Source organism: Dietzia sp. B44 (genome assembly GCF_014145245.1).
Lineage (GTDB): Bacteria > Actinomycetota > Actinomycetes > Mycobacteriales > Mycobacteriaceae > Dietzia > Dietzia natronolimnaea.
Map to the genome: position 1 here is coordinate 1 of NZ_JAALEF010000178.1, position 4637 is coordinate 4637.

The following is a 4637-nucleotide window of genomic DNA, read 5'->3' on the forward strand; positions in this document are numbered from 1 at the left end:
CGGTCGCCGTCGCGAACGGCCCAGTCCGGAGGCGGGGACGATGGGTACGACGACGATTGAGGGTCCAGGCCACGGGGTTCTCCAGACGAGACAGCATAGGGTTAGCGAGCTTGGGCGCAGTGTAGTTGTCGCCTCTGACATCCGAGGGACATCGCTGTCGGGCGGGGGTGTGCGGAGCCTCGTAGGCTGAGGGTATGGCATTCGCGACCGAGATCCCCGACGACGGGATCCCCGCAGACCCGACCGTCCTCTCCTATTCCGAGTTCCGTCCCATCGGGGATGTCGAGCGCACCACCGACCGGTTCGAGGTGGTCAGCGAGTTCGTCCCGTCCGGGGACCAGCCGACGGCGATCGCCGAGCTCACCGAGCGGCTGGGGCGGGGAGAGCGGGACATCGTGCTGCTCGGGGCCACCGGTACCGGTAAGTCCGCCACGACGGCCTGGCTCATCGAGCAGGTCCAACGGCCGACCCTGGTGATGGCCCCCAACAAGACCCTCGCCGCGCAGTTGGCCAACGAGTTGCGGGAGATGCTGCCCAACAACGCCGTCGAGTACTTCGTCTCCTACTACGACTACTACCAACCCGAGGCGTACATCGCCCAGACGGACACCTTCATCGAGAAGGACTCGTCCATCAACGACGACGTGGAGCGGCTCCGGCACTCCGCGACGTCGTCGTTGCTGTCGAGGCGCGACGTCGTCGTCGTCAGTTCGGTCTCGTGCATCTACGGTCTGGGCACACCACAGTCCTACCTGGACAGGTCCGTCTCCCTGGCCGTGGGCCAGGAAGTCGAACGCGACCGGTTGCTGCGGTTGCTGGTGGACGTGCAGTACGAGCGCAACGACGTCTCGATGACACGCGGGACGTTCCGCGCCAAGGGTGACACGGTCGACATCATCCCCACCTACGAGGAGCTCGCCGTGCGCATCGAGTTCTTCGGTGACGAGGTCGACGCCCTCTATTACATCCACCCCCTGACCGGAGACGTCGTCCGGAAGGTCGACGAGGTACGGATCTTCCCCGCGACGCACTACGTCGCCGGACCCGACCGCATGGCCAGGGCCATCGCCTCGATCGAGGAGGAACTGGAGGTGCGGCTGGCGGAGCTGGAGAACCAGGGCAAACTCCTGGAGGCCCAACGACTGCGGATGCGCACCTCGTACGACATCGAGATGATGCAGCAGGTCGGATTCTGTTCCGGCATCGAGAACTACTCGCGGCACATCGACGGTCGCGCAGCGGGCAGCTCCCCGGCCACGTTGATCGACTACTTCCCCGAGGACTTCCTCACGGTCATCGACGAGTCCCATGTGACCGTTCCCCAGATCGGCGCGATGTTCGAGGGCGACGCCTCCCGCAAGCGCAATCTCGTGGACTTCGGTTTCCGGCTCCCGTCAGCGCTCGACAACCGACCGCTCACCTGGGAGGAGTTCTCCGACCGGGTCGGTCAGACCGTGTACCTGTCGGCCACCCCCGGCGCGTACGAGATGGGACGGACGGGGGGCGAGTTCGTCGAACAGGTCATCCGTCCCACCGGGCTGGTGGACCCGAAGATCGTCGTCAAGCCCACCAAGGGGCAGATCGACGATCTCCTCGGTGAGATCCGCGCCCGGGCCGATCGGGACGAGCGGGTGCTGGTGACCACCCTGACCAAGAAGATGTCCGAGGACCTCACGGACTACCTGCTGGAACTCGGTGTGCGTGTGCGCTACCTGCACTCGGAGATCGACACCCTGCAGCGGGTGGAGCTGCTCCGCGACCTGCGACGCGGCGAGTACGACGTCCTGGTGGGCATCAACCTGCTCCGGGAGGGACTCGACCTCCCCGAGGTCTCGCTGGTGGCGATCCTCGACGCCGACAAGCAGGGTTTCCTCCGGTCGGCCACCTCGCTCATCCAGACCATCGGCCGTGCGGCCCGCAACGTCTCCGGCGAGGTCCACATGTACGCGGACTCCGTCACCGAGGCGATGCGACAGGCCATCGAGGAGACCGACCGTCGACGCGAGAAGCAGGTCGCGTACAACACCGAGCACGGCATCGACCCGCAGCCCCTGCGGCGCAAGATCGCCGACATCCTCGACAGGGTCGGGGAGGACAAGGACGGGGAGTCGTCCTCCGATCCGCGGGACCGCCCCGAGCTCGTGGGTGCACGGGCGGCGGGGGAGTCGGCGCGGCCACGGAAGGAACTCGAGAAACTCGTCGGGGAGATGACCGAGCAGATGATGTCGGCGGCAACGGACCTACGGTTCGAGTTGGCGGGACGGCTCCGGGACGAGATCGCCGAGCTGCGCAAAGAGCTCAAGGGGATGCGCGAGGCGGGAATCGACTGACCCGTCACTGTGACGTCGCGCGCTTACCGGGCACGGCGGGGACCCACGCGCACTACGCTGGGTAGAACTTGTTGCCGACGAGAGGAAGAGAATTGAGCGCCTACAAGAAGGTGGTCGTGGGTACGGACGGCTCGGAGTCGTCCTACCGGGCCGTCGATCGTGCCGCGTCGCTTGCCGCCGACGAGTCCGCGACCCTCGTGATCGCCTGCGCCTACGTGCCCGCCGATCCGCGTTCGGTCAGCCAGGCCGCCGATCAGCTGGGCGACGACGCCTATCAGATCCGCGGTGACAACCCGGCCGAGGACATCGTCCGGACCGCCAAGGACCGGGCGGTCGCCGCAGGGGCGGCGACGGTCGAGGCGCGCACCGTCAAGGGCGCGCCGGTCGAATCGCTCATCAAGCTGGCCGACGAGGTGGAGGCGGATCTGCTCGTCGTGGGGAACAAGGGCCTGAACTCTCTGACCGGCCGGCTCCTGGGCTCGGTGCCCGCGGATGCGGCCCGCCGGGCCATCTGCGACGTGCTCATCGTCCACACGACCTGAGTCGGTGGAACAGGGAGCGTCAACCGCAGAGGTGGGCCCGGCTCGCATCGATGATGGCCCGGCCCACCTCCGCGGTGTCGCGCTCCGGATCCTGCGCGGCGATCGCGCTGGTGAGCGGGCGGAGGTGATCGAGGATGGTCTCGGTGTCGGACCCGTCGGAGATGCTCCGACAGATCCCTATCCCCACCTCGACGGTGGTGGCCGCGGTCATCTCCGTGGGTAGTCCGAACGCCGTCAGGTCGTCGAGGAAATCCTGCTCGCTGCCGTTCCTGGCAGGGCCTCTCGGGCCGACGGCGGCGGGCCCCCCGGCCTCGGCCTCGGCGCCCCGACCGGTGGTCTCCGCCCTCACGGTCCGGTCGGTCGCCTCCTCCGCGGGCCCGCAACCGCCGCCCACCGCGAGGACCGCGCACAACGCCACGGCGGCCGGGATCCGCACCGCGTGGTCGCTCATGCGCTGAGCTCCTCTGTGTCGTCGGAGACGGACTCGCGGATCCGTGAGAGCAGTGGCCCGAACCGACCGGGCTGGACGAGGACCAGTTCCTGGGTGGCGCGGGTGGCCCCCACGTACAGATCCTGGAGCCCCTGCGGCGAACGTCCGAGGACGTGCTCCGGATCGACCACCACCACCACGTCGAACTCGAGTCCCTTGGCCAGGGCCAGGGGGAGGACCGAGGCGTCGGGGCGCGCCGCGATCACGGTGTCCCTGAGGGCGGCGATCCCGGGGGCGTTCTCGTGCCCGAGGTCATCGGGGAGGAGCACGGCCACGGCCCGGTCCTCCGGCACGAGGGAGACCTCGTCGGCCACCACCCGGCCCACCGAGCCCGTGTCGGTCTCGAGCCACGCGACAGGCCGTCGTCCCGCACGTACCGGGCGCGGCGAGGTCGCCCCCGGGTCGATCTGCGCGAGCAGCTGTTCCGCGACCGCGGAGACTGTCTCCGGGGTGCGGTAGTTGACGGTGAGCTCGCAGAGGACCCACCGGTCGTCCACGTACGGCGAGAGCGCGTCCTCCCACGAGTCGATGCCCGCAGGGCTGGAGGTCTGGGCGACGTCCCCGACGAGGGTCATCCAGCGGTTGGGGGAGCGACGCATCAGCGCGCGCCACGCCATGGCGGACAGCTCCTGCGCCTCGTCGACGATCACGTGACCGAACGCCCACGTCCGATCCGCGCCGGCACGATCCGCGACGGTGAGGTCCGAGTCCGCACTGTGCCGCCGGGCGAGCGACTCCGCGTCGACCACGTCGTACGCCATGAGGACCTCCGGGTCCAGGTCGTCCTCGATGTCCTGGACCGCCGACCCGGTGAGGATCTCGAGCGCCTCCTCCGCCTGTCGGACCTGTTCGGCCCAGGCTCGGTCCGCCTCGTTGCCCTCCTCGGTGGGGTCCTCGCCCAGCAGTTCGGCGAGTTCGTCGAGGAGCGGGACGTCGGCCACCGAGAACGCCCCACCGTCGGCGCGGAAGAGGGCCTCCTGGTCCTCGGCCACATAGTCGCCGGCAGCCTCGGAGATCCGCTCGCGGCTGGAGAACAGGTCGGCCAACAATTGCTCCGGCCGCAGGGTGGGCCACCACTCGTCGATCGCGGCGAGGACCTCGGGCGCGCGTTCGACCTCTGTGCGCAGCGCGGCCCGGTCCTCCGCGTCCAGCAGCGGCCGGGCGGGGTCCCCGAGATCCCCGACCCCGTCGCCCTCGGGGGACCAGGCGGCGTCCTCCGCGTGCCCGACGGGATCGGTCAGGGACGCCACGTACTGCTCCGTGAGAGCGTTGATG

4 protein-coding genes are annotated in these 4637 nt (G+C 69.1%); 2 read left to right on the forward strand and 2 right to left on the reverse strand.

What is annotated here, in order from left to right; translation table 11 throughout:
• The first annotated feature begins 194 nt into the window (after window positions 1-194).
• Window positions 195-2330 carry an excinuclease ABC subunit UvrB gene (gene uvrB, locus G6017_RS06860; RefSeq protein ID WP_182616618.1) on the forward strand — a complete coding sequence of 712 codons (2136 nt, stop codon included), beginning with the start codon at window positions 195-197 and terminating at the stop codon, window positions 2328-2330.
• Between the two features lie 92 nt (window positions 2331-2422).
• Window positions 2423-2872 (forward strand): universal stress protein, encoded by a 450-nt coding sequence (locus G6017_RS06865; RefSeq protein WP_182616620.1) that lies wholly within the window; start codon window positions 2423-2425, stop codon window positions 2870-2872.
• A gap of 19 nt (window positions 2873-2891) precedes the next feature.
• Here the strand turns inward: G6017_RS06865 and G6017_RS06870 are convergent, their stop codons facing one another.
• Both G6017_RS06870 and G6017_RS06875 read right to left on the reverse strand, forming a co-directional pair.
• The gene (locus G6017_RS06870) at window positions 2892-3323 is read right to left on the reverse strand and encodes a DUF732 domain-containing protein (protein ID WP_182616621.1); all 432 of its coding nucleotides are present in this window, start codon (window positions 3321-3323) and stop codon (window positions 2892-2894) included.
• On the reverse strand, window positions 3320-4637 hold a 1318-nt coding region (locus G6017_RS06875), incomplete at its 5' end, for an ATP-binding domain-containing protein (RefSeq protein WP_182616623.1). The genes G6017_RS06870 and G6017_RS06875, both read right to left, overlap by 4 nt.

Coding starts and splice junctions, on each gene's coding strand:
- uvrB (WP_182616618.1), top strand. CDS start 195: ATGGCATTCGCGACCGAGATCCCCGACGACGGGATCCCCGCAGACCCG.
- G6017_RS06870 (WP_182616621.1), bottom strand. CDS start 3,323: ATGAGCGACCACGCGGTGCGGATCCCGGCCGCCGTGGCGTTGTGCGCG.